At 61.3% G+C, this 24,301-nt stretch carries 21 protein-coding genes; 13 read left to right on the top strand and 8 right to left on the bottom strand.

The window, feature by feature from the left end; genetic code table 11:
- Positions 1 to 122 precede the first annotated feature (122 nt).
- Both fabI and AC1RTP_RS17695 read right to left on the bottom strand, forming a co-directional pair.
- Positions 123 to 914 carry an enoyl-ACP reductase FabI gene (gene fabI / locus AC1RTP_RS17700; RefSeq protein ID WP_498609039.1) on the bottom strand — a complete coding sequence of 264 codons (792 nt, stop codon included), beginning with the start codon at positions 912 to 914 and terminating at the stop codon, positions 123 to 125.
- Between the two features lie 96 nt (positions 915 to 1,010).
- A complete protein-coding gene (locus tag AC1RTP_RS17695; protein WP_498609037.1) occupies positions 1,011 to 2,315 on the bottom strand; it encodes a transglycosylase SLT domain-containing protein in 1,305 nt (434 codons plus the stop codon).
- A 172-nt stretch (positions 2,316 to 2,487) separates the two neighbouring features.
- On the opposite strand from AC1RTP_RS17695, the gene AC1RTP_RS17690 reads away from it, so the two are divergent.
- The gene (locus AC1RTP_RS17690) at positions 2,488 to 3,048 is read left to right on the top strand and encodes a DUF1415 domain-containing protein (protein ID WP_498609035.1); all 561 of its coding nucleotides are present in this window, start codon (positions 2,488 to 2,490) and stop codon (positions 3,046 to 3,048) included.
- Positions 3,048 to 3,242: a DUF1289 domain-containing protein gene (locus tag AC1RTP_RS17685; RefSeq protein ID WP_498609034.1), complete on the top strand. Its 195-nt coding sequence runs from the start codon at positions 3,048 to 3,050 to the stop codon at positions 3,240 to 3,242. Before AC1RTP_RS17690 ends, AC1RTP_RS17685 begins: the two co-directional genes overlap by 1 nt.
- Positions 3,243 to 3,424: 182 nt before the next feature.
- Here AC1RTP_RS17685 and AC1RTP_RS17680 read toward each other — a convergent pair whose 3' ends face one another.
- Positions 3,425 to 3,940, bottom strand: coding sequence for a DUF1993 domain-containing protein (locus AC1RTP_RS17680; RefSeq protein WP_498609032.1), 516 nt, complete (start codon positions 3,938 to 3,940; stop codon positions 3,425 to 3,427).
- A gap of 89 nt (positions 3,941 to 4,029) precedes the next feature.
- Between AC1RTP_RS17680 and AC1RTP_RS17675 the strand changes: the two genes are divergently transcribed.
- On the top strand, positions 4,030 to 7,146 hold the full coding sequence (locus tag AC1RTP_RS17675) for an EAL domain-containing protein (RefSeq protein WP_498609030.1): 3,117 nt from the start codon (positions 4,030 to 4,032) through the stop codon (positions 7,144 to 7,146).
- Positions 7,147 to 7,156: 10 nt separating this feature from the next.
- Complete coding sequence (locus AC1RTP_RS17670) at positions 7,157 to 9,424, top strand: xanthine dehydrogenase family protein molybdopterin-binding subunit (RefSeq protein ID WP_498609028.1); 2,268 nt, start codon at positions 7,157 to 7,159, stop codon at positions 9,422 to 9,424.
- Here the strand turns inward: AC1RTP_RS17670 and AC1RTP_RS17665 are convergent.
- Positions 9,416 to 9,832, bottom strand: coding sequence for a thioredoxin family protein (locus AC1RTP_RS17665; protein WP_498609027.1), 417 nt, complete (start codon positions 9,830 to 9,832; stop codon positions 9,416 to 9,418). The genes AC1RTP_RS17670 and AC1RTP_RS17665 overlap by 9 nt on opposite strands.
- Before the next feature lie 40 nt (positions 9,833 to 9,872).
- On the opposite strand from AC1RTP_RS17665, the gene tsaB reads away from it, so the two are divergent.
- Genes tsaB through AC1RTP_RS17645 form a run of 4 tightly spaced genes read left to right on the top strand, consistent with a single transcriptional unit; the run spans position 9,873 to position 13,273 of the window.
- Positions 9,873 to 10,571, top strand: coding sequence for a tRNA (adenosine(37)-N6)-threonylcarbamoyltransferase complex dimerization subunit type 1 TsaB (tsaB, locus tag AC1RTP_RS17660; RefSeq protein ID WP_498609025.1), 699 nt, complete (start codon positions 9,873 to 9,875; stop codon positions 10,569 to 10,571).
- Positions 10,571 to 11,041 carry a ribosomal protein S18-alanine N-acetyltransferase gene (gene rimI / locus AC1RTP_RS17655; RefSeq protein WP_498609097.1) on the top strand — a complete coding sequence of 157 codons (471 nt, stop codon included), beginning with the start codon at positions 10,571 to 10,573 and terminating at the stop codon, positions 11,039 to 11,041. The genes tsaB and rimI overlap by 1 nt, the downstream gene beginning before the upstream one ends.
- Positions 11,038 to 12,312 (top strand): uracil-DNA glycosylase, encoded by a 1,275-nt coding sequence (locus AC1RTP_RS17650; protein WP_498609024.1) that lies wholly within the window; start codon positions 11,038 to 11,040, stop codon positions 12,310 to 12,312. The genes rimI and AC1RTP_RS17650 overlap by 4 nt, the downstream gene beginning before the upstream one ends.
- Complete coding sequence (locus AC1RTP_RS17645) at positions 12,281 to 13,273, top strand: DUF1853 family protein (protein ID WP_498609022.1); 993 nt, start codon at positions 12,281 to 12,283, stop codon at positions 13,271 to 13,273. The genes AC1RTP_RS17650 and AC1RTP_RS17645 overlap by 32 nt, the downstream gene beginning before the upstream one ends.
- Here AC1RTP_RS17645 and lplT (AC1RTP_RS17640) read toward each other — a convergent pair whose 3' ends face one another.
- Positions 13,274 to 14,536: a lysophospholipid transporter LplT gene (gene lplT / locus AC1RTP_RS17640; protein WP_498609020.1), complete on the bottom strand. Its 1,263-nt coding sequence runs from the start codon at positions 14,534 to 14,536 to the stop codon at positions 13,274 to 13,276.
- 5 nt (positions 14,537 to 14,541) lie between these two features.
- Entirely contained in the window at positions 14,542 to 15,804 is a 1,263-nt protein-coding gene (gene lplT, locus AC1RTP_RS17635) for a lysophospholipid transporter LplT (protein WP_498609019.1), read from the bottom strand.
- Between the two features lie 126 nt (positions 15,805 to 15,930).
- On the opposite strand from lplT (AC1RTP_RS17635), the gene alr reads away from it, so the two are divergent.
- The 4 genes from alr (at position 15,931) to fliD (ending at position 20,102) form a co-directional block, all read left to right on the top strand.
- Positions 15,931 to 17,019, top strand: a complete 1,089-nt coding sequence (gene alr, locus AC1RTP_RS17630) for an alanine racemase (protein ID WP_498609017.1) — start codon at positions 15,931 to 15,933, stop codon at positions 17,017 to 17,019.
- Entirely contained in the window at positions 17,020 to 18,396 is a 1,377-nt protein-coding gene (radA, locus tag AC1RTP_RS17625) for a DNA repair protein RadA (RefSeq protein ID WP_498609015.1), read from the top strand. It begins immediately after the preceding gene.
- 65 nt (positions 18,397 to 18,461) lie between these two features.
- A complete protein-coding gene (locus AC1RTP_RS17620) occupies positions 18,462 to 18,782 on the top strand; it encodes a PilZ domain-containing protein (RefSeq protein WP_498609014.1) in 321 nt (106 codons plus the stop codon).
- 9 nt (positions 18,783 to 18,791) lie between these two features.
- Positions 18,792 to 20,102, top strand: coding sequence for a flagellar filament capping protein FliD (gene fliD, locus AC1RTP_RS17615; protein WP_498609012.1), 1,311 nt, complete (start codon positions 18,792 to 18,794; stop codon positions 20,100 to 20,102).
- A gap of 290 nt (positions 20,103 to 20,392) precedes the next feature.
- Here the strand turns inward: fliD and AC1RTP_RS17610 are convergent, their stop codons facing one another.
- Positions 20,393 to 20,860 (bottom strand): SixA phosphatase family protein, encoded by a 468-nt coding sequence (locus AC1RTP_RS17610; RefSeq protein ID WP_498609010.1) that lies wholly within the window; start codon positions 20,858 to 20,860, stop codon positions 20,393 to 20,395.
- A 21-nt stretch (positions 20,861 to 20,881) separates the two neighbouring features.
- The gene (ppk1, locus tag AC1RTP_RS17605; RefSeq protein WP_498609008.1) at positions 20,882 to 22,948 is read right to left on the bottom strand and encodes a polyphosphate kinase 1; all 2,067 of its coding nucleotides are present in this window, start codon (positions 22,946 to 22,948) and stop codon (positions 20,882 to 20,884) included.
- A gap of 135 nt (positions 22,949 to 23,083) precedes the next feature.
- Between ppk1 and pstS the strand changes: the two genes are divergently transcribed.
- Positions 23,084 to 24,127 carry a phosphate ABC transporter substrate-binding protein PstS gene (gene pstS, locus AC1RTP_RS17600; RefSeq protein ID WP_498609006.1) on the top strand — a complete coding sequence of 348 codons (1,044 nt, stop codon included), beginning with the start codon at positions 23,084 to 23,086 and terminating at the stop codon, positions 24,125 to 24,127.
- Positions 24,128 to 24,301: the final 174 nt, after the last annotated feature.

Here is a 24,301-nt window from a genome sequence, read left to right as displayed (position 1 = left end):
GGGAGAAGAAACAGGAGAAAACGGACAAAGCGCATGCGCTTTGTCCGTTTGCTCGACCTGACCCCGACTTTAAAAACAAAAGCCGCTCGGAGGCGGCTTTCGGATTTGGCGAAATGCGAAGATTACTCGTAGTCGCTCGAGTTCAGGCCCATCACGTGCGAGAAGCCACCGTCGACGTACATGATGTCGCCGGTGATGCCGGAGGACAGGTCGGACAGCAGGAAGGCAGCGGCGTTACCAACTTCTTCAATGGTCACGTTGCGGCGCAGCGGGGCGTGGCCGGCGGCGAAGCCGAGCAGTTTGCCGAAGTCCTTGATGCCGGAGGCGGCCAGGGTCTTGATCGGACCGGCGGAAATGCCGTTCGAGCGGATGCCGTGCTGGCCCAGGTTCTCTGCCAGGTAACGCACGGAGGCTTCCAGCGATGCCTTGGCCAGGCCCATGGTGTTGTAGTAAGGAATTGCACGAACCGCGCCCAGGTAGGACAGGGTCAGCACGGAGGAACCAGGCTTCAGCAGCGGCAGGGCGGCTTTCACCATGGCCGGGAAGCTGTAAGCCGAAATGTCGTGTGCCACGCGGAAGTTTTCGCGGGACAGGCCGTCCAGGAATTCGCCGGCAATCGCTTCACGCGGGGCGAAGCCGATAGCGTGCACGAAACCGTCCAGGCTATCCCAGCTCTTGGCCAGGTCGGTGAACAGGTTGGCGATTTGTTCGTCGCTGCTCACGTCGCAGTCGAAGACCAGGTTGCTGCCAAATTCGGCCGCGAATTCAGTGATGCGGTCTTTGAAGCGCTCGCCAACGTAGGTGAAAGCCAGTTCGGCGCCTTCGCGGTGGGCAGCTTTAGCGATGCCATAGGCGATGGAACGGTTGGACAGGACGCCAGTAATCAGGATTTTTTTGCCTTGCAAGAAAGCCATATCTACTCCAATGGGGTTATACCGCAAGAACGGGATTGTAAACGTCATGACGCCAGCCCTGCAAGTTTAGCAAGGGCCGGCGCGCGTTTAATGCGTTCAATTACTGCGGTGGGACTTCGATTTGCCAGCTTCGTCACGCTTTACGCGCGCTTTCACCATGCTGACCGCAGGCTTGGAATCGCTGCGGGAGGAGGAAGCTTGACGGTAGTTGCTGCGTTTTGGCGCACGTTCGGCTTCTACAGCCAGTGCTGCGTTTTCGATGATGTCGGTCGAAATATCCGGGCCAAGGGCGGCGGAGGCGGTCGGCACCAGGATCGTCGAACCGGCTTTCAGCACCGACTTTTGCGGGATATTGTTCGCCTGGCGGATTGCGTCCGGGGTAGTGCCGAATTTGCGGGCCAGGGAGGCGATGCTTTCGCGGGCGCTGGAAATCTTATGCGTGGTCCAGCTCGACAGGGCGTGGGTCCACGATGCCAGATTGGTGGCGAACTTGGCGGCATTTTCGGTCGGCAGCAGGATTTTGGTCTGTTCGTTGCCGGTAATGACAGGCTTCTTGAACTGTGGGTTCAGGGCCTTGAATTCGTCAACCGAGATTTCAGCCAGCTTGGCGGCCAGGGCCATGTCGATATCGCGCGTCTTGTCGATTGCGGTGAAGTAGGGTTCGTTGTCGATCACCGGCAGGTGTACGGCGTACTGGGCTGGGTTGGCGACGATGTTTTTGACGGCCTGCAGCTTCGGTACGTAGTTGCGGGTCTCGGCTGGCATCAGCTCGGACAGGCTTTCGAAATCGGTCGGCTTGCCGGCAGCCTGGTTGCGCTTGATGGCTTTCTGTACATTGCCTTCGCCCCAATTGTAGGCGGCCAGGGCCAGGTGCCAGTCGCCGAACATGGTGTACAGGCGCTGCAGGTAGCTCAGGGCGGCGTCGGTGGATGCCAGCACGGAGCGGCGGTCATCCTTGAATGCGTTTTGCTTCAGGTCGTAGTCGCGGCCGGTGCCCGGTACGAACTGCCACAGGCCTGCGGCGTTGGCGCTCGACAGGGCTTGCGGGTTGAAGGCGGATTCGATGAACGGCAGCAGGGCCAGTTCGGTCGGCATGCCGCGCTTTTCCAGCTCTTCCACCACGTGGTAGAGGTAGAGCGAGGCGCGTGCGGTGGTGCGATCCAGGTAGTCCTGGCGGTCGGCGTACCATTTGACGTGCTTGGACACCAGGGCGTTGTTCACGTCCGGAATGGCGTAGCCAGAGCGGATACGGCCCCAGACATCGGTTTCCTTGTAATCTTCGACGGCAGGTTGCAGTACGACAGATTTCGGCGCTTCAGCGGCTGCAAAAGCGGAGGCTGCTGGTACCGCGGCACTCAGTGCCAGGGCGATCAGGACAGCATTTTTGATTCGATCTTGCATAGCGTTTCGCAGTTGTCGTGAAGTAACAATGGGCTTACTACCTAAGGCGGGAGTGTAGGGTTGAATGCCGGTCGAGTCAAGAAAAAATTCGCTATGTCACTGATTTTCTTGGATAAATATGTCGAAGTGGCTATATAATTGGCGCCTTGGATAACGTTTTTTGGATGTATAGATGAGCAACACTCGAGTGGATTACGAGGCCGTGATCGCGGCTACCGAGCAGTGGCTGGAGAAGGCTGTGATCGGCCTGAACCTGTGCCCCTTCGCCAAGGCCGTGCATGTGAAAAAGCAGGTGCGCTATGTGGTGTCGGAGGCTTCTTCGCCGGAAGAATTGCTGGAAGACCTGATCAAGGAGCTGGAATTCCTGGCTGAGGAGGATGCGGAAGTGGTCGATACGACCCTGCTGATCCATCCGCTGGTGTTGCAGGATTTTGAGGATTACAACGAGTTCCTGGACGTGGCGGATGCTGCGCTGGAAGAGCTGAAGCTGGATGGCGAGCTGCAGGTGGCCAGTTTCCACCCGGATTACCAGTTTGCGGACACGGATAAGAACGATATTTCGAACTATACGAACCGTTCGCCTTATCCGACCCTGCATATCTTGCGCGAGGCGTCGATTGACCGCGCGGTGGAGGCGTTCCCGGAGGCGGCGGATATCTTTGAGAAGAATATCGAAACCATGGAAAAGCTCGGCCATGAGGGCTGGGATAAGCTGGATTTGCAGGTGAAGTGATGGCAGAAGATAAAGTTCCGGAGCGGCCGGATACGCCTTGCGTGGCGGTTTGCTCGACGACGTTTGATGAGATTTGCCGGGGGTGTGGGCGCACCTACATCGAGGTCGCGCACTGGGTGGCGATGAGTGCGGAGGAGAAGGAGAAGGTTTGGGAGCGGATTCTTTCTCAAGGATATCCACGGCGGAATAGCTGATTAAACCCGGTAAACCAGGGTCTGACCCGCAGGGTCAGACCCCCAACGGTCTTCGGGCCATGTGCTGGTTATAGGCTTTTGACGTTCGTCGAAGATCAACTTCGCACAACCGAAACCCCTAGCGGTACCGCAGACAGGGTCAGACCCTTGGGTCTGACCCCGGTTTACCGGTTTAGACGGTTTTACTCAGCCTTCCACGCCCCAATAAAGTCCTTCTTGCCAATTTCCAGCCCATTGTGGCGCAGGATGTTGTAAGCAGTCGTCGCATGGAAAGTGAAATGCGGCAGCGCGTAGTGCATCAAATATTCCTGGCCCACCCACTGCTTGGCCTTCTCGCCGCTACCGGTAGTGACCGAACGCTGGGCCGAATCCTCAATCGCCTGGCGTGGCAGCGAGTCCAGGAAAGTCAGCGTGCGCTGGATGCGCAGTTTTAGTTCACCAATGGTCTTTTCAGTGTCCTCGTAGGCAGGCACATCCGCACCGGCCAGGCGCGCACCAGCGCCCTTGGCGAAATCGGCAGCAATCTGGATCTGACGGGTAAACGGCAGCATGTCCGGGAACAAACGGAACTGCAGCAGGGCATTCGGGTCGATCTTTTTCTCTTCGATATGAGCCTCAGCCTTGTCCAGGATGGCCAGCAGGCTGCCCAGAAGCTGGCGGAATACTGGAATCGAAGCGGAATACATAGAAAACGACATAGGGAAACTCCTCTGATATAGAGTGGCGATGATATCAAGTTACGTGCATAATTGCTGCTGGATAATCTTTTTCCACCAGACCCGCTTTGATGGCTCGGAATATTTATAACAAACTAAGGTCCCGCCTGAGCGCATTGTATGGCTTGTCCATTTATGGCGCGCTGTTACTGGTGGTATTCGGCGGCCTGGTTATTCCTGCGATTATCGGCTCTTATCTGCTGATCGGCGTGCACGAACAAAAATCTGCGCAGACGGCCCTCAACGAATCCCTGCAGCGCAACGCCGACATCCTGGCCCTCGGCATGCAGGAATCCCTTTGGAATATGAATGCCGATTCGGCCCACTCGCTGGTCGAATCGGTCATGCGCGACCGCTCGGTGCTGCAAGTGCAGGTCACCGGCCAGGCCGACACCCAGTTCATGCACGTGGAAGCGCCCAAGCGCGTCATCGGCAACGTGGTGCGCGCCGAGCGCGAAATCACGGTGCGCGGCGAGAAGATCGGCAAGATCATGGTCGAAATGGACGATGCGCGCAGCCAGCAGGAATTGCGCGAGAAGCAGCTGTCCTACGTTTTCGTGCTGGCGGCCCAGCTCACCGTTTCGTTGCTGCTGATCGTGCTGTTCCTGAACCAGCGCCTGCTGAAGCCCCTGCGCAAGCTGATGCGCTTTTCGGATCGCCTCTCGCATGGCGATTTCGAAACCCGCATGGAATTAAGCGGCAGCGATGAATTGGGTCGCCTGGCCGGCCAGCTGGACCAGATGCGGGTGGCGATCAAGCACTTGTTCGAAGACATCGCCCAGCGCGAAGAGCGCTTCCGCACCATCGTGACCCAGGTGCCGGGCGCGGTGTTCCGCTTCCGTCCCGATGGCCCGATCGATTTTGTGTCCGACGCGATCGAAGAAATCTCCGGCTATTCCGCTGCCCAGTTCATGCGCAGCACCACCCATGCCTGGGCCAACCTGATTTGTCCGGAAGACCGCAAACGCCAGCGCCGCTGCGTGGTGCAGGCGATCCAGGACGGCAAGCCGTACGAAATCGAGTACCGCATCATGGACTCCACCGGCACCGAGCGCTGGGTGGCGGAGAACGGCCAGCCGCAAGCGGCGGAGGCTGGCGGCTCGCCTTGGGTTGACGGCATCATCTACGACATCAGCCAGCGTAAGCACAATGAAATGCGCATTGAGGGCCTGCTGGCCGAGCAGAGCGCGATCCTGGATAACGTGATGTTCGGTGTGATGTTCGTGCGCCACCGGACCATCGTGTCGGTGAATCGCCGCTGCGAAGAGCTGTTCGGCTACGAGCCGGGGCAGATGATCGGTGCTTCCACCGCCATCGTATTCCCGACCGCTTTCGATTTCGAGTCGGCCGGCGCGCGCCAATATTCCACGCTGGGCAGCGGAGAGTACTTCAGCGAAGAACGCAATTACCGCCGCAAGGACGGCTCGCTGTTCTGGTGCATGGTGTCCGGCTGCGCCATCGACCAGAACCGTCCGAATGAGGGCTCGATCTGGGTCTACGCCGACATCAGCGCCCGCAAGGAAGCGGAGGAAAAACTGCGCCTGTCGGCTACCGTGCTGGAACACATTGCCGATGGCGTGATGGTGATCGACGACAAAGGCACCATCGTCGCCGTCAACCCGGCCTTCACCCAGATCACTGGCTATACAGAAATCGAAGCACTGGGCCACGACGTGGGCCTGACCCGCTCCGGCCGCCACGACGAGGGCTTCCACGCCGAATTGTGGAAAGAGCTGGTCGAACATGGCTACTGGCGCGGCGAAATCTGGAGCATGCGCAAGAGCGGTGAATTGTTCCTGGAATGGCTGACGCTGACCGCCGTGCGCGACTTGCGCGGCGTGACGACCCACTATGTCGGCGTGTTCAGCGATATCACCCTGGTCAAGGAATCGCAGGAAAAGCTCGATCACCTGGCCCACCACGACGCACTGACGCAGCTGCCGAACCGCCTGCTGTTCCACGACCGTCTGCAGCACGCCATCCAGCGCGCTACACGCGCCAACGAACAACTGGCGCTGCTGTTCATTGACCTGGATCGCTTCAAGAACGTCAACGACACCCTGGGCCACCATATCGGCGACGAGCTGCTCAAGCAGGTGGCGCACGCGCTGTCCGAAAAGCTGCGTGAAGGCGATACGCTGGCGCGCCTGGGGGGCGACGAATTCATCGTGCTGCTGGAAGATGTCGAAGGCCAGTACGGCGCCGGCCAGGTAGCGGAAAAGCTGGTGGGCATGTTCGAACATCCGTTCATGGTGGCGGGCCACGAGCTATTCGTGACCTGCTCGATCGGCGTCTCGGTATTCCCGACCGACGCCAGCGACCTGAATATGCTGATCCGTAACGCTGATGTGGCCATGTACCAGGCCAAGGCGCGTGGCCGTAACGGTTACCGCTTCTACCAGCCATCCATGACGGGCGAGGGCGTCGAACGCCTGCGCCTGGAAACCTATCTGCGCCGCGCTATCGAGAAACAGGAAGTGTTCCTGAACTTCCAGCCGCAGGTGGAAATCGATACCGGCAAGCTGCTCGGCGTGGAAGCGCTGGTGCGCTGGAACCATCCTGAGCTTGGCCTGGTGCCGCCGGTGCGTTTCATTCCGCTGGCCGAAGATACGGGCTTTATCGACCAGCTGGGCCAGTGGGTGCTGTACGAAGCCTGCCGCCAGATGGTGCGTTGGGACGAGGCAGGACTGAATGTGCCGAAGATGGCGGTCAACCTGTCGGCGCGCCAGTTCGAGCGCGGCAGCATGGTGACCCGCGTGGCAGACATCCTGCGCGAAACCGGCCTGGCGCCGGAACGCTTGCAGCTGGAAGTCACCGAATCGGTGATCATGAACACCGGCGATGCGCTGGCCTTCATCAATGACCTGCACGCTGTCGGCGTATCACTGGCCATCGACGATTTCGGCACCGGCTATTCCTCGCTGGCCTACTTGAAGCAGATGCCGGTCCAGACGCTGAAGATCGACCGCTCCTTCATCAAGGACATTTCGACCGACGCCAACGACGAGGCGATCGCCATTGCCATTATCCAGCTGGGACGCAGCATGAACCTGTCCGTCATCGCCGAAGGCGTGGAGACGGAGCAGCAGGCAGCCTTCCTGCTGCGCCATGGCTGCAACCAGGCGCAGGGTTTCTATTACAGCCGTCCGGTGATGCCGGACGATCTGCTGCAGCGCTGGCTGCCATAACGAGAGTGCCATGCTGACACCGAAGAAGATTTCCCGCCGCCGCTTCCTGCTTAGCGGTGTTGCCGCCGCTGGCGCCATGGTGGTCGGCTGGGGCGTGATGCCTGCCCGCCAGCGCGTACGCGGCAATGCGGCGCTGCCGCTGGAAAACGGCGCCGTCGCGCTGAACGGCTGGATCGCCATTGCGCCAGACGGCAGCGTGCAACTGGCCATGCCGCGTGCGGAGATGGGGCAGGGCGTGTATACAGCGCTGCCCATGCTGGTGGCGGAAGAACTGGATGTGAGCCTGGATGCGATCAAATTGATCCAGGCGCCGGCCGACAAAATCTACGGCAACGTCGCCGTGATGCGCGAGACTTTCCCTTTCCATCCGGACGACTCGGGCCGTGCGCGCGCCTTCGCTACCTGGATGCTGGGCAAGGTGGCGCGCGAGATGGGCGTGGTGATTACCGGCGGCTCCTCCAGCGTGAAGGATGCCTGGACCTCGATGCGTGAAGCCGGCGCTACCGCACGAGCCATGCTGGTGGCGCAGGCGGCCCTGGACTGGAAAGTGCCGGCCGAGCAGATTCGCGCCGAGAATGGCGTGCTGTATCACGACATCAGCAAGAAATCGCTTGGCTACGGCGCCATTGCAGCACGCGCGGCGCTTGGCCAGCCGGGCAAGGTGACGCTGAAAGACCCGCACAGCTTCCGCCTGATTGGCAGCAGCGTGCCGCGCCGCGATTCGCGCATCAAGTCCGAAGGCGCCGCCATGTACGGCATCGACGTCCGCCCGGAAGGCATGGTTTACGCCGCGGTGCGCATGTCGCCTGTGGTAGGCGGCAAGATCGCCGGCGTCACGCCAACTGAAGTGGTGAAGATGCCGGGCGTGCTGGCCGTCGTCGATTTTTCCAACGCTATCGAAGAACATTACGGCGCCGGGGCCGGCGTGGCGGTACTGGCGCGCTCTTTCTGGCAAGCCAGGCAGGCGGCGGCAGCGTTGCCGATCCGCTGGGACGATGGCGCCAATGCCAAGCTCTCGAGCGATACGATTTACTCTTCGCTGACAAGTGCCCTCGATACTGAAGATGGCGACAGCTACCACAAGCGCGGCGACATAAGCCATGCGTCCAGCGCGCTGCGCACCGTCAAGTCGCTGTACCGCGTGCCGTACCTGGCGCACGCCTGCATGGAACCGATCAACTGCACGGCCCAAGTCAAGGACGGCAAGGTCACCGTTTGGGTCGGCACCCAGGCGCCGACCTTTGCGCGCCGCGCCGCGGCCCGCGTAGGTGGTGTCGGCGAATCGGACGTGATCCTGCATGAATACCTGCTGGGCGGCGGTTTTGGCCGCCGGCTGGAAGCGGACATGGTGGCGCAGGCCGTTGCCATTGCGCGCGAAGCCAAGGGCTTGCCGGTGCAGGTGATCTGGACCCGCGAAGACGACACCACCCACGATGTGTACCGTCCCGCCGCGGTTGCACGCATGACGGGCGGCCTGGATGCTTCGGGCAATATCATTGCCTGGGAAGCGAAGACGGCGGGCGGTGCGCTGACGCACCAGTTCACCAAGCGCAACCTGGGCTTGCCGGGCGCGGGCCCGGACCGTTCGACCGCCGAAGGCGTGTACGACATGCAGTACGAAATTCCCAACCAGTCGATCAGCCATGTGGTGGTCGACGGCGCGGTCGCACTGGGGAACTGGCGTTCGGTCGGGCACTCGCAGAATGCCTTCTTCAAGGAGAGCTTCGTCGACGAAATGGCCAGTGCGGCCGGCAAGGATCCGGTGGAATTCCGCCGCACCATGCTGTTGAACCACCCCCGCCACCTGGCAGTGCTGGAGGCGGCCGTGACCAAAGCAGGCCAGGCGCCGGAAGGCAGGGCCCATGGCGTGGCGCTGCACCAGTCCTTTGGCACCATCGTCGCGCAGGTGGCGGAAGTTTCGGTGCAGGACAAGCAGATCCGCGTACACCGCGTCGTGTGTGCGATCGACTGCGGCCTGGCCGTGAACCCGAATATCATCGCACAGCAGGTTGAATCGGCAGTGGTGTATGGGCTGTCGGCAGCACTGGCCGGCGAAATCACCATCAAGGACGGCAAGGTCGCGCAAAGCAATTTCGGCGACTATCCGGTGCTGCGCATGAATGAGGTGCCGGCGGTGGAAACGGTCATCGTACTGAGCGCCGAGCCGCCGGAAGGCGTTGGCGAGCCGGCGACGCCTGCCATCGCTCCGGCGGTGGCGAATGCGGTGTTTGCGCTGACCGGGCAGCGCCTGCGCAGTCTTCCTTTACGCCTAATCTAGCAGCGCACGCAGGTTGCACTCCTGCTGCCACTGGCGGCGCTCCTCGGTGGACGCTGCCTGCTGCGCCAGTTCCTCGTCACTGAGTTCCGCCTGGGTTTCGATCAGGCGGTGAGCCACGTTCGGGTCGGGAAGCATGGTGCCGAAGAAGGCCACGTGCTCGTGGCGCTGGATCAGCAGGGTAGGGAAGTTCTCAACATCGAGGTCGCCCACCAAGTCGGCGTGGTCTTCGATATCGACCCACAGGAAGTATTTGTCCGGGTGGCGGCTTGCCAATTCCTCGAATACTGCGCGGTAGGATGCGCAGGTGCCGCACCAGGCGGCGCACAGGCAGGCGACCACCAGGTGGTCCTGCGCCAGCGCGGCGGCTACTTCGGCACGGTTGTCGGCATGTAGGGTAGTGCTGTGCATGGGGTGCTATTGTACATGCCCACAGGGTAAAATACCGGCCATGGCTACCATTCTTGCAATCGAAACATCCTCCGAAATGGCTTCCTGCGCCTTGCTGCGCGGGGAGCGCGTGTATTTCCGCGAATCGTCCGGTGTCCGCACCCATTCCCAGGCCGTGCTGCCCATGATCCAGGAATTGCTGGCGGAGGCAGGCATTGTCCTGCGCGATTGCGATGCCATAGCATATGGCGCCGGCCCCGGCTCTTTCACCGGCGTGCGTACCGCCTGCGGCATCGCCCAGGGCTTGGGCTTTGGCGCCGGCCTGCCGCTGCTGCCGGTTGTTACGCTTGACGCGATGGCCTTGGCTTGTCGCGAGCGTCACGGCGCGGACGAAGTCCTGACGGTGCTTGACGCCCGCATGAACGAAGTCTATTGGGCGCAATACCGATTTGAAGGCGGGCAGCCGGTCGCCGTGCTGCCGCCAGCCTTGTCCGCGCCTGGCGCGGTCGCGCCTTCTGGTCCGGCTCGCCCTTGCGGCAACGGCTTTGGCGCTTATTCTGAAGCTTTTGCCGGCAAAGCGTTTGCCGGCGGCGCGGATGGTGCAATCATGCCGCACGCAGTGCAGGTTGCGCAGCTGGGCCGCGTCGCCTTCGCCGCCGGCCACGCCGTTCCCGCCGCAGAGGCGCAGCCGCTTTACCTGCGTAATAAGGTCGCCTACACCAAGGCTGAACGCGAAGTGATGAAGGCGGCGCAGGCATGATGGCACAAACCTGGGATCTGGCCCGGCTCATTTACGAGCCGATGCAGGAAAGCGACCTCGATGAGGTGGTGGCGGTGGAGCAGGAAGTTTATCCCTACCCGTGGAGCCGCACCAATTTTGTCGATTCCCTGTCGCAGGGCTATCACGCCTGGGTGCTGCGCGCGCAGGACCGCGAGTTGATGGGCTACTTCCTCGTTATGGGGATTGTCGATGAGGCGCACTTGTTGAATGTGGCCGTGTCGCGTTCCTGGCAGGGCCGGGGCGTGGGCCGTTTGCTGGTGAACCAGGCCGTCGCGTTGTCGCGCGGGCTGGGCATGGAATCGATCCTGCTCGAAGTGCGGCCGTCCAACGTTCGCGCGTTGGAGATCTACCAACGCTACGGTTTTTCTGAAATCGGGCGCCGCAAGGGTTACTACCCATCGGCTAATTCAACCCGCGAGGACGCCATTGTGATGCGTTTTGGCTTATGACTGATCGTCGTAACTCTGTGTTCCTGGAGGAGATGGGCGTAGGCCCGCAATGGCGCTTGCGGAATCGTCCTGCATCCGCTGATGCCGACGCTTACGCCGCTGCCGATGCTGACGCAGGCACCGTTACCCCGGACGCCTTCGTTTCCGCCGCCGAAGCCGCACCAGTTCATATGCCCGCGCCGGTCCAAGCATCCGCGCCGCCCCACGCAATGGCGCCCGCCGTGCCTCAATCTCCGGTCGCAGCCGCAGCTGCCGCCGCACGCACCGCAGCGACGGCGCCAGGCCGCCCCGGCGACGCGGGCCATGTCCCACCAGCAGCGCCGGCCGCACCAGCCGCGCCGACGCGCGTCCCCGGCACGCCAAGCATCGCGTCGACCGGCGAGGACATGTCCTGGTTTGACGACGCCCCAACGCCGGAATACAAGGCGCAGCGCAAGAAAGTGGCAGCTCCCGAGCAGCCCGCCGCCGCGCAGCCACCGCGTCCAGCAGCACCGGCGCAAGTAATGCCGCCCGCCCGCCAACCGATGCAGCCAGGCCGCCAGCCGATGCCGCAGCGCGCTGCAAGCGCACCGCCTCCCGCTATGGCCGACGACATGCCAGCATTCGACGACATTCCGATGGACGAACCGCCATCATGGTTCGACGACGAGCAGCCGGCAGCGCCCGCCGCTGCCCGCAGCGACGCGCCAGCTCGCGCCGTGGTCGCAGGGCAGGTGAGTGACGAAGAAATCGCCCAAATGGACTGGCCAGCCCTGCAAGCCGCCGTGGCAAGCTGCACGCGCTGCGGACGCTGCGAAACCCGCCAGCAAGCCGTCGCTGGCCGAGGCGACGAACAGGCGACCTGGATCGCCCTCGACACCGCCCCAGGCCAGGATGAAGACACCGAAGGCTACCAATTCGCCGGCGACCCCGGCTACCTGCTCGACAACATGCTGAAAGCTGTCGGCCAGACAACGGAAAAAGGCGCCTACCTCACCAGCCTGGTGAAGTGCCACGCCCCATCCGCGCCAAGCGAAGAAGAACTGCAAGCCTGCCGTCCATACCTCCAGCGCGAGCTGGAACTGACGCAGGCAAAAGTCATCGTCGCCTTCGGCCACACCACCGGCAAAGGCCTGCTGGGCGGCGCCGCCCGCGGCCGCATCATGCTGCACGGCAGTGTGCCAGTCGTCGCCACCTACCACCCGGCCGACCTGCTGAAGAAGCCGGAAGAAAAGGCCAAGGCATGGCAGGACCTGTGCCTTGCCAAAGCCGCCCATGCCGGCCGACGCTAGATCATTCCACCGCAAGTGGGGCCATCTCGCGCGGCCCCACGTCCGCGCGCTGGCCTGGCTGCTCGATTCGCCCGACCTGCTCGACCCAAATAGCCCGCACTGGCAAGGCAAGATCGCCACCCTGGATCCCATCACGCCCGCCGTCGCCAACTGGCTGGACGACCTTGATGCCGACCCATCCCCGCTGGACGCGGCGCTCGGCAACCGCTTCTACACGCGCCTCGGCCTGTACGCCGAAAAGCTGATGGCCTTCTACTTCGCCGAGCACGGCAAGCTGGCCGCCCACGGCCTTCAGGTCCGGGACGGCAAGAACGGCACCATCGGCGAATTCGACTTCCTGCTGCATAAAGAGGGTGAGACAGGCCTGCGCCACATCGAATTCGCCACCAAGTTCTACCTGCTCGACGGCGACCCCGATGCGGGAAATTACAATCGCCTGATCGGCCCCAACCTGGCCGACACGCTCGGCCTGAAGATGCGCAAGATCTTCAACGCACAACTGCAACTGGCCCATCATCCCGCCGCGCAGCAGGTGGTGCCGGCGCCAGTCACCAGCGCGCAAGCCCTGGTCAAAGGCTGGCTGTTTTATCACGCCACCGAAGCGGAGCCGCAAATCGAAGGCATCTCGCCCGACCACTGCCGCGGCCACTGGCGAACGCATAGTGAGCAAGCCGCCGGGCCCGGCGAGCAATACGTGGTGATGCCGCGCCTGCATTGGCTCGCGCCCCTTCGCACGCCGCTCGAACGCAGCGAAGCAACGCCAACGCCCGAGCCCCTTACGCGAAGCGCATTACTGGACGTACTGGCGGAAAAATTCACCACCGATCCCGGTCCCGTATTGGTCGCAACGGTGCAGGAGGAGGGGGGCTGGCTGGAGGAAGTGGAGCGCGGCTTCGTCGTGCCGGACGATTGGCGCGCCCGTGCCCAGGCGCGCCGTGGAAACGGGGCTTTGCCCGCTTAATTAATGTTTGTGCTCGCCGATCAGCGCGAGTGAATCCTGTACGCGCTGGTTTGCTGCATGAAGCGCCATGATGGCCAGCATCGAACCCGCCAGGAACAAGCCAAACAGTACGATGATGGTGTTCAGCGCCAGGCCCATTTTCATCATCCCGGCATACACGGCCAGCATGGTCAGGATGGACAGGTTTTCATTGAAATTCTGCACCGCAATCGAATGGCCTGCGCTCATCAGAACGTGGCCCCGGTGCTGTAGCAGCGCATTCATCGGCACCACGAAGAAGCCGGACAGCGCGCCAACCACCAGCAGCAGCACGTAAGCAATGCGCAGGTCGTGCACGAAGATCATCGAGATCACGATTACGCCCATTGCGATCCCGAGCGGGATCACCGACAGCGCCTTGCGCAAGGTGATGAAGCGCGCCGACATCACTGCGCCCAGGGCCACGCCGACCACGACGACTGCAACCGTGCTTGTAGCCCGGTTAAGCGGCATGCCAAGCGACTGCTTGGCCCATTCCAGCACGATGAACTGCAAGGTCGCACCGGCGCCCCAGAACAGGGTGGTCACAGCCAGGGAAATCTGGCCCAGCTTGTCGCGCCACAGGATGCTGCAGCATTCCGCAAAATCGCGCACCAGCAGGAAGGGATTGCGTTCCTGGCGCTCATACACATAGCCGGTGTCCGGAATGCGCAGGTTGAACAGGGTCGCCAGCAGGTAAATCACTCCGACCCAGGCCAGCGAGATCTCGCTGACCGTATCGAATCCGGTCTGGATGCCTGGCACGTCAAAGGCCAGCAAGGCGGCAGACACCGGCCCGCCGATCAGTGCGCCACCCAGTGCGGTGCCAAGGATGATCGAGCTGACGGTCAGGCCTTCGATCCAGCCATTGGCGGCCACCAGTTTTTCAGGCGGCAGCAATTCAGTGAGGATGCCGTATTTGGCAGGCGAGTAGATCGCTGCGCCCAGGCCTGCGACGGCATAGGCGGCCAGGGGATGGACGTCGTAGAAGAACAGGCCGCAACCGAAGATCTTGATCATGTTCCCGATCAGCATGACGCGGCCCTTTGGCAGGGCATCGGCAAAGGCGCCAACAAAGGCCGCCAGCAGCACGTAGAACAGGACGAAGGTTTCCTTAAGCATCGGCGTCATCCAGGCCGGCGACTTCATGACGCCCAGCATGTAGATTGCGACGATCAGTAGCGCGGAATCGGCCAGCGACGAGAAAAACTGCGCCGCCATAATGGTGTAAAAGCCTCGTTTCATTGCGCTTAGTGCTTATGCTCTCCGATCAGGCTGAGCGAGTCGTGCGCGCGCTGGTTGGCAGCATGCAGTCGCATGATGCCCAGCATGGAGCCGGCCACGAACAGGCCAAACAGCACGATGATGGCATTCAGGCTCAGATGCAGCTTCACCATCAGCGAATATACCGCCAGCATGGTCAGGATAGACAGGTTTTCATTGAAGTTCTGTACCGCGATGGAGTGGCCCGCGCTCATCAGAACGTGGCCGCGGTGCTGCAGCAAGGCGTTCATCGGCACGACGAAGAAGCCGGACAGCAGGCCCACGATCAGCAGCAGGGGATAGGCCAGGCGCAGGTCGTGTACGAAGACCATGCCCATTACGATAATGCCCATGGCGACGCCAAGCGGAACAACCGTCAGCGAGCGGCGCAGGGAGATGAAGCGGGCCGACATGCCGGCGCCGATCGCCACGCCAACTGCCACGATGGCGATGGTGCTGGTTGCCTTGTTCAGCGGCAGGCCCAGGGACTGCTTGGCCCATTCCAGCACGATGAATTGCAGGGTGGCGCCGGCGCCCCAGAACAGGGTCGTCACGGCCAGCGAAATCTGTCCCAGCTTGTCGCGCCACAGGATGCTGCAGCAGTTGGCGAATTCGGTGATCAGGCGCAGCGGATTGCGTTCCTGGTGTTCGTAGACGTAGCCGGTATCGGGAATGCGCAGGTTGAACAGCGCCGCCAGCAAGTAGGTCGCGCCAACGACGGCCAGCGCGATTTCGGCGGTGGTATTCAGGCCGGTTTCAATGCCAGGAATATCGACGCGCAAGAGCGCGGCAGCGACCGGGCCGCCAATCAAGGCGCCGCCCATGGCGATGCCGAAGATAATGGAGCTCACGGTCAGGCCTTCAATCCAGCCATTGGCGACTACCAGTTTTTCCGGCGGAAGAAGCTCGGTCAGGATGCCGTATTTGGCTGGCGAATAAACGGCGGCGCCAAAGCCGACCACGGCGTAGGCGGCCAGCGGGTGCACATGATAGAAGATCAGCGCGCAGCCAAAGATCTTGATCAGGTTGGAAATGAACATGACCCGGCCTTTAGGCAGGGCATCGGCAAAGGCGCCTACAAATGCTGCCAACAGCACGTAAAACAGCACAAAAGTCAGCTTCAGCAATGGGGTGACCCATGCCGGAGCTTGCATGGCCAGCAACAGGTCTATCGCCACAATCAGCAGAGCATTGTCCGCCAGCGACGAAAAGAACTGCGCGGCCATGATGGTATAGAAACCACGATTCATTCAGGACGCCAGATAATTATCTCGGGATGCTTTATACCATGGAAAGTAAGGTTTCCCAAGAATTCGGCCAGCATTCGGCAGGCACAAAAGGTAGAATGCTGCATTCTTATTCTGCCGGTTTTTGTCATGCCAAGGCCAATCGTCGCCCACATCCATCTCGCAGCAATGCAACATAACCTGGTCCGAGCCAAAGCCTGTGCGCCAGGCGCCAAAGCCTGGGGCGTAGTGAAAGCCAATGCCTACGGCCATGGCCTGGAACGCGGCATGCGCGGCTTCGCCGCGGCGGACGGCCTGGCGCTGATCGAACCCGACAACGCGGTGCGCCTGCGCGAGCTGGGTTGGACCAAGCCGATTCTCTTATTAGAAGGATGGTTCGACACTGCCGACTTGCTGGCGATGGCCGAGCATGATATCGAGGGCTCGGTTCACTGCATCGAGCAGATTGAAATGCTGGAACGCACTCCTTTGAAGCGCCCAATCAATGTGCATTTGAAGATGAACACCGGCATGAACCGCCTTGGCTTCATGCCAAGCGAATTTGCCGCCGTCCACGCCCGCCTGCGCGCCATCCCGCACGTCGGCAGCATCACCCTGATGACCCATTTCGCCAATGCCGACGAACTGCACCACCCGTGCATGCCGCTGGCAGAGCAGGTGCGCCGCTTCAATGAAGGCGCGGCTGGACTGCCAGGCCCGCGCAGCCTGTGCAATTCGGCGGGCATCCTGCACATGCCGGAGCTGGGCGAGCAATTGGCAACCGACTGGATCCGTCCAGGCATCATGCTGTACGGCGGCACCCCGGGCGGCAAGAGCGCCGAAGAATTCGGCCTGAAGCCGACCATGACCTTGACCAGCGAATTGATCGGCGTACAGGAAATCGCGCCGGGCGATTACGTGGGCTATGGCAGCCGCTTCAAGGCCGAACAGCCTATGCGCATCGGCGTGGTGGCTTGCGGCTATGCCGACGGCTACCCGCGCCACGCGCCGGTCGATACCCCGATCCTGGTTGATGGCGTGCGCACCCGACTCGTGGGCCGCGTGTCGATGGATATGCTGACCGTGGACTTGAGCAAGGTGCCGAATGCCCGCGTCGGCAGCAAAGTCGTGCTGTGGGGCGAGGGCATGCCGATCGACGATGTGGCGACGGCTGCCGGCACCATCGGCTATGAATTGATGTGCGCCCTGGCGCCGCGCGTGGCTGTGGTCGAGGCATAAATGGCGAAAGCGAAAACCAACTACACCTGCAGCGAATGCGGGGGCATCAGCAGCAAGTGGACCGGCCAATGCTCATCCTGCCAGCAGTGGAACACCATGGTGGAGACGGTGATCGAGGCCGCTGGCGCCAACCGGTTCTCGCAGGCGCAGCACCAGTCGCTGGCACAGACCGCGCCCGTGCTGTCGCTGCAGGATATCGAAGCGCTGGACGTGCCGCGCTTCGGCACCGGCATTGAAGAATTTGACCGCGTGCTGGGCGGCGGCCTGGTAGCCGGCGGCGTGGTGCTGATCGGCGGAGATCCCGGCATCGGTAAGTCGACCCTGCTGCTGCAGGCGCTGGCCAATATGTCACAGGTCAAGAGCGTGCTGTATGTCAGCGGCGAGGAATCCGGCGCCCAGATCGCGCTGCGCGCCAAACGGCTGGCGGTCGATGCCAAGGACTTGAAACTGCAAGCCGAAATCCAGCTCGAGAAAATCCTCGGCACCCTGGCCGACCTCAAGCCGCAAGTGGCGGTGATCGACTCGATCCAGACCCTGTATTCGGATGCGCTGGCCTCGGCCCCCGGCTCGGTGGCCCAGGTGCGCGAATGCGCGGCCCAACTGACCCGTGTGGCCAAGACGAGCGGCACGACCATCATCCTGGTCGGCCACGTCACGAAGGAAGGCTCGCTGGCAGGTCCGCGCGTGCTGGAACATATCGTGGACTGCGTGCTGTACTTCGAGGGCGACAACCATTCCAGCTTCCGCCTGGTGCGCGCGATCAAGAACCGCTTCGGTGCGGTCAATGAGCTGGGCGTGTTTGCCATGACGGAGAAGGGCTTGAAGGGCGTTTCGAACCCCTCCGCGCTGTTCCTGTCTTCTCACGAAAACCAGGTGCCCGGCTCCTGCGTGATGGTGACGCAAGAGGGCACGCGCCCGCTGCTGGTGGAAGTGCAAGCCCTGGTCGACACCAGCCATCTGCCGAACGCACGCCGCCTTTCGGTGGGCCTGGAGCAGAACCGGCTTGCCATGCTGCTGGCCGTCCTGCACCGCCATGCCGGCATTGCTGCTTTCGACCAGGACGTGTTCATCAACGCGGTTGGAGGCGTGAAGATCACCGAACCGGCGGCCGACCTTGCGGTGCTGATGGCGATTAACTCCTCGATGCGCAACAAGGCGCTGCCGAACGGCTTCGTGGTCTTCGGTGAGGTTGGCCTGGCCGGCGAGATCCGTCCCGCACCGCGCGGCCAGGAGCGCTTGCGCGAAGCGGCCAAGCTCGGCTTCTCGATCGCCATGATCCCGAAGGCGAATGCACCGAAACAACCGATCGAAGGCATGACCATTATCCCTGTTGAGCGCATCGACGATGCCTTCAACCGCCTGCGTGAACTGCAGTGATGTAGATTTTTACGAAATATTAGCTACAATACCAGCCTCGTTAGTAACTAATTCCGGAAAAGAAATTGTTAGTTGATTCAAGGCAAGGTGCACGCAAGATCCTGCGCGTGCGTGCAATGATTGTGATGGACGGCGGCGGCCCGATTGCCGCGCGCACCTTTGACCTCGGCCTGGCAGGTATTTCCCTGACCGCCGAAAATAAAGTGCAGATAGGGGCCGCCGGCCAGATCGTGTTCGAGATGCTTGTCGATGGCAAGCCGCAAATCGTCAACACGCGCGGCAAGGTCAACAATTGCATCTTCAGTGGAAACGAGTTCAAGATCGGTTTCACCTTCCTTCCCCTCGACAACGAAGCAGCCGGAGCAATTACCAAGTTCATGCGCTAAACTGAACGCATGGACTATGTGAGCAGCCTGCTAAGCACGATGTATGGCACCTCGCTGGCGTTGGGTAATGCCAGTGTCGTCGGGACGCCATCAACTGATGTGCTGGCGCGGGTGGAACAGACGCTGGCGCCGCAGCGCGGTGCCGCAGCCAAACTCAACGCAAGCATTACGGCCAGCCAAGCCCGGTTCTCGGGCCTGGGACAGTTGCAATCGGCGCTGTCGGTATTCCAGGATTTGGCGGAGAGCCTTGCAGGTAGCGGGCTCAGCACTCGCGGCAGCAGCTCAGCCAGCACAGTGCTCGGCGTGACGACCAGTGCCACGGCCGAGATCGGCTCGCATGATATCAGCGTCAGCCAACTGGCCCAGCAGCAAATCCTCATCAGTCCGGAAGCCGACTCTCCCACCACGCCGCTCGGCACAGGTTCCCCGACGGTGATCCGCATTGGCAGCGATGGTACCAGCAAGAGCATCACCATCGATAGCCGCAACAATACCTTGCAGGGCATCGCCGATGCGCTCAAGGACGCGGGTTTTGACGCCAGCCTGGTGCGATCCAGTACCGGCACGGCGCTGCAATTGCGCAGTGCGAGCGGCGAGGACAACACGCTCAGCATCTCGGTGGCGGGCGACGCCACGCTCCGCAGCTTGTTTGGCGGCCTTGAAGAAACCCAGGCTGCGCAAGATGCGGTCCTGACTGTCGACGGCAAAACCATCAGCAGTGCCGACAACAATGTTGAGGGCGCGATCAAAGGCGTCACGCTGAAGCTGGCGGGCACAGGCGATTCCACCGTCACCGTCGCCCAGGATAATGCTGAAATCGCGAAAAACGTGGACGCGTTTGTGAAAGGCTTCAATGCACTGCAGGACCGCTTCGACAGTCTGGGTAAGGGAGCATTGCGGGGCAATACGGCGCTTGGCCAGGTGCGCACGCAGCTTGACCAGCTGGTGCGTACGGCAGGCGGCAGCAGCGAGCAGCTGGCGAATGCCGGCCTGAGCGTCGACGGCAATGGACGCCTCAAGCTCGATAAGGACAAGCTGAACGTCGCCGTCGCGGCGGACCCGGACGCGCTGTCCAAGCTGTTCACGAATGAGGGCAGGGGGCTGGCCGATGCGCTGGGCTCGCGTCTCGATTCGCTGGGCGGGCAGCGCAGCGTGGTCTCGTTTGCTTTAACCCAGGCCAACCGGGAAGTGGAGTCGCTGCAAAGCCGCCGTTCGACGATGGCGCAAATGCTGACGGTACAGGCGCAAGCGCTGGTGCGGCTTTATACCCAGGAAGACCAGCTTGGCGGCTCGTCTTCCATCCTCGACCTGTTTGCCTGATCCCCAAAAGACTGAAGGCTCCAACGGCAGGATCCCGAAGGAGCTGTCGTGGAGCCTCGCTTCTGCAGAAGCGCAGTGCTACTCGTGGTAGCGATCGATCAAGCGATGATGTCCGCCGCGATATTCAGCGATAACTTCGAACGCGATTAACGCGATCATGGCGCCGAATATGCCCATGGTGAACAGTACCCACATAACAAACCAGCCAGCGTTTCCGAAGGCCGCTCCCTAGAGTTGATACAATTAAACTCTAGCATCCAAAGTGGCAATTACAAGCCCATCAGAATAATCTATTTCGTAACAAGGTCAGGCTGCATTACCGCCTTGAGATAAAGGCTGGCGGGGTCGTCCGGTTCACGCTGCACGAACCACCACACAGCGCCCTTTTTCATCTCCCAATCGCGATCTTCTCCCGTCATCAGCAAGGCTGCGGCCTGGCCCAGCGTGGGCTGGTGTCCAACCATCAGCACCGCTTCTTTTGACGCGGGCCAGTTGGCCGCTTTCAGGATGTCGCTGGCGTCGGCGCCCGGCGCGAGGTCGGGATGGACTTTGTATTTGCGGCCCAGGCCGGCTACGGTCTGCACCGTGCGCGTGGCCGGACTGACCAGGATGCGGCAATTTTCGGGAAGGACGGAATCGAGCCACTGGCCCATGCGGCGCGCCTGCTTATGTCCTTTCGGCGTCAGCGTGCGTTCCAGGTCGTCCAGGCCGGGCTGTGGTGGTTCGGCCTCGGCGTGGCGCCACAAGATCAGGTCCATGCTTCCTCCCGTGAGCAGGCTTTAATCCACCGCCATGTCGGCCGGCGTACCAAGCGACTCCATCAGGTGCTGCTGGGCGCTGTAGGCTTTGACCTTGCCGCGCGATTTGCGGCGCTGGTAGTGGCCGTGCGAATCCAGCTCCCAAGCGTTGGAGTTGTCCTTCAGGTAAGGCGTCAAACCTTCCGCAATCACGCGCCGTTTCAGGCTGCGGTCCAGGACCGGGAACGCCACTTCAATGCGGCGCAGCAGGTTGCGGTTCATCCAATCCGCGCTGGCCAGCATGACGTCATGCGCCAGGTCGTTGCGGAAGTAGTAGATGCGGCTATGTTCCAGGAAGCGGCCGATGATGGAACGCACCCGGATATTTTCGGACAGTCCCGGCACGCCCGGCATCAGGGTGCAGGCGCCGCGCACGATCAGGTCGATCTTGACCCCTTCTTTCGAGGCGGCGTACAGCGCACGGATCACCGGTTCATCGGTTAATGCGTTGATTTTAGCGATAATCCGGCCCGGACGCCCGGCTTTCGCGATTTTTGCCTCATTCCTGATCGCTTTTATGACTTGGTCCTGCAACGCAAACGGCGCTAGCCAGATATGGTTCATGCGCTGCGGCTTGGTCAGGCTCGTCAGGTGCATGAAGACTTCGTTGACGTCGCGTCCCAGCTCGGGCTGGCAGGTCAGCATGCCGAAATCGGTATAGAACTTGGTCGTGGTGGGGTGGTAGTTACCGGTGCCAAGGTGGGCGTAGCAGCGCAGGCCGCCTTCTTCACGGCGGATCACCAGGGCGATCTTGGCGTGGGTTTTCAGGCCGACCACGCCATACACCACCTGGGCGCCAGCCTGTTCCAGCTTGTCGGCCCAGTTGATATTGGCTTCTTCATCGAAGCGCGCCATCAGTTCCACTACGACCGTCACTTCCTTGCCGCTGCGGGCGGCGGCGATCAGGGCTTCCATCAGGTCCGAGTTCATGCCGGTGCGGTAGACGGTCTGCTTGATCGCCACGACGGCCGGATCATGTGCCGCGCTGCGGATGAAGTCGATCACCGTCTGGAAGCTCTGGAACGGGTGGTGCAGCAGGATGTCGTGCTTGCGGATGGTGGCAAAGATGTCATTGTTGACAGTCTTGGCCAGCACGCCCGGCATAAAGGGTGGGAAGCGCAGCTCGGGGCGGCGCGCCTGCTCCACGATCTCGTTCAGGCGCACCATATTTACCGGGCCGTCGACGCGGTACAGGCGGCTCTGGTCCAACTCGAACTGGTCGAGCAGGAATTGCGAGAGCTCGGGTGGGCAATTCTTGGCCACCTCGATCCGCACGGAGCGTCCGAAAGCGCGGCCTTGCAGCTCGCCTTTCAGGGCCTGGCGCAGGTTCTTTACTTCATCTTCATCAACCCACAGGTCGGAATCGCGCGTCACCCGGAACTGGGAATAGGCCATCACGTCGCGCCCGGCGAACAGCTCCGAAATATGGGCGTGGATGACCGAGGACAGCAGGACGAAGGACGCGCCGCCTTCTTTTGAAAGGTTATCCGGCAGGCGGATCACGCGCGGCAGCACGCGCGGCGCCTTGACGATGGCGATGGCCGTGCCGCGCCCGAAGGCATCTTTGCCGCTCAGGGCGACGATGAAATTAAGGCTCTTGTTAACGACTTGCGGGAATGGGTGGGCCGGATCAAGGCCGATCGGGGTCAACAGGGGGCGTACTTCGCGGTCAAAATAGTCTTTGACCCAGGCCCGCTGCGCTTCGTTGCGCTGGCTGTGGCGTACGATGTGGAGGCCCTGGGCTTTCATTTCCGGCAACACGGCCGTATTAAACACTTCGTACTGGCGCTTCACCAGTTCGTGGCATTCATTGCTGACCCGTTCCAGCGTCGCCGCCAGGGCAGGGTGGGTGACCAGGTCGCCATCGACGCTGGCGGCGGCCAGCAGGCTGGCCACCCTGACTTCGAAGAACTCGTCCAGGTTGCTGCTGACGATACATAGGTAACGCAGGCGTTCGAGCACCGGGATGGTGATGTCTTCTGCCTGGGCCATCACGCGGCGGTTAAACGCTAGCTGTGAGAGCTCCCGATCAAGGAATGCTGTTTTCATAACTAATAGTATATTTGAGAAATATGACAACTTTGTGACGTTGTACTAGACTAAATTTTTACGTGTCATAAAGGTGTCATATTCGAGTCATAAACTGCGCAGCATTCAACCCAACCCCTGAAAAGGACCTTTGATATGCGTATGAAACAGTTGTTGACCTCCTTCGTTGTTGGCGCATCCGCGGCAATGGCGTTCTCGACCGCATTCGCAGCGGACATGACCGGCGCAGGCGCAACTTTCCCTTATCCGATCTACGCCAAGTGGGCGGAAGCCTACAAAGCATCCACCGGCAACGGCCTGAACTACCAGTCCGTCGGTTCCGGCGCAGGTATCAAGCAAATCAAAGCCAAGACCGTCGATTTCGGCGCTTCCGACATGCCGTTGAAGGCAGAAGAGCTGGACGCTGACGGCCTGATGCAGTTCCCAGCCATCATGGGCGGCGTGGTGACCGTGGTAAATATCGACGGTATCGCTCCTGGCGCGCTGAAGCTGACCGGTCCAGTGGTTGCGGATATCTACCTGGGCAAGATCACCATGTGGAACGACGCAGCGATTGCTGCCCTGAACCCAGGCGTGAAGCTGCCAGCTACCGAAGTGACCGTGGTTCACCGCGCTGACGGCTCCGGCACTTCCTTCCTGTTCACCGACTACCTGTCGAAAGTGAACCCAGAGTTCAAGACCAAGATCGGTGCTGGTACCGCAGTGAAGTGGGTAACCGGTGTGGGTGGCAAGGGTAACGACGGTGTTGCCGCCAACGTGCAGCGTATCAAGGGCGCAATCGGCTACGTGGAATGGGCCTACGCCAAGAAGAACAAGATCGCTCACACCCAGCTGAAGAACAAGGACGGCAACTGGATGCAGCCTGACGACGACAACTTCAAAGCTGCCGCTGCTCACGCTGAGTGGACCAAGACCCCAGGTTTCGGCGTGGTGCTGACTGATCAGGCTGGCAAGAACTCGTGGCCGATCACTGGCGTGTCTTACATCCTGATGCACAAAGCGCAGGCTGACGCGAACAAGGGCAAGGAAGTCATCAAGTTCTTCGACTGGGCTTTCAAGAACGGCGACGCAGCTGCTGTCGAGCTGGACTACGTGCCGCTGCCAGAAGCTGTTGTGAAGCTGGTGCAGGGTTCGTGGAAGGCTAACCTGAAGGATGCTTCGGGCAAGGCGCTGTACTGATCTTCTGAAACCGGTAAAGCAGTGTCTGACCCGCAGGGTCAGACACCGCAGTACCGGTTTAAAGGTGAAGTTAAGCGGGGCAGCTTGAGTGCAGGCTTCCCCGGTTAGCTAACCATACATAAAATTATGAGTGCAGAAATCACCTCACCAGCTCCCATCCGGTTATCGGAACCC

Source organism: Pseudoduganella sp. GW821-FHT11H04, assembly GCF_058807935.1.
This window is presented reverse-complemented; position numbering and strand designations above follow the sequence as displayed.